Source organism: Mycobacterium ostraviense (assembly GCF_002705925.1).
GTDB classification, from domain to species: domain Bacteria; phylum Actinomycetota; class Actinomycetes; order Mycobacteriales; family Mycobacteriaceae; genus Mycobacterium; species Mycobacterium ostraviense.
In genome coordinates this window covers 1-798 of the sequence record NZ_NKRE01000124.1, presented here as the reverse complement: position 1 = coordinate 798, position 798 = coordinate 1, and the positions used below count along the sequence as shown (strand labels likewise).

1 protein-coding gene is annotated in these 798 nt (G+C 66.7%); it reads left to right on the top strand.

Going from position 1 to position 798, the window contains the following annotated elements; translation table 11 throughout:
* Positions 1-77: 77 nt before the first annotated feature.
* The coding region (locus tag CDN38_RS28255) for a transposase (protein WP_180276466.1) at positions 78-798 on the top strand (721 nt) is incomplete at its 3' end.

The window sequence follows — 798 nt, the reverse complement described above, 5'->3', positions numbered from 1 at the left end:
ACGTGAAAGGTGCACTGCCTCAACGATAATCGACGTTTGCTGGCGTTGGAGAATCGATCGAGGAGTGCACCTATCAGATGCGGGCTACTACGGATTGGTCGAAAAGTGTTCGAGTCGAGGTCCGCGGTGACGACGTGGTCGGGCACGCGGGCAATGTGATCCCTCGCATGCTGGCCGACAACCTGGGCCTGACCGGCGGCTTGTCTGTGGCGTTGTCACGGCCGGAGGTGACCCACGACCGGGGCGCGGTGTTGCGGGACGTGGCGGTGTCGATCGCGGGCGGCGCGGAGAACCTGGCCGGTACCGCGGTGCTGCGGGATCAGCAACGACTGTTCGGGCAGGTGGCGTCGGTCCCGACGATGTGGCGGTCGCTCAACGAGATCGACCACCAGGGCATGGCGGCGATCGCGCTGGTGCGCCACAGGGTCCGGCAGCGGGTGTGGGAGTTGATCGAGGCTCGCCATGGCGCGATCCCGCCCTCGCGGACCTGTTATGGGGACCTGGGTGCGGTGGTGGTGATCCGCATTGACGCCTCGCTGGTTGAATCGCACAGCGACAAGCAGCACGCTGCGGGGAATTTCAAGGGTGGCTACGGGTTTCACCCGCTGTTGGCGTGGTGCGACAACACCGGCGAACTGCTGGCGGTGATCGCCCGCGCGGGCAACGCCGGGTCGAACACCGCGGCCGATCACATCGCGATCATCGACGCGGCGATCGCCGCGATCCCGGCGAAGTGGCGGCGCAACCTGTTGATCACCATCGACGGGGCGGGCTCGAGCCACGCCGTGGTCGAGCACC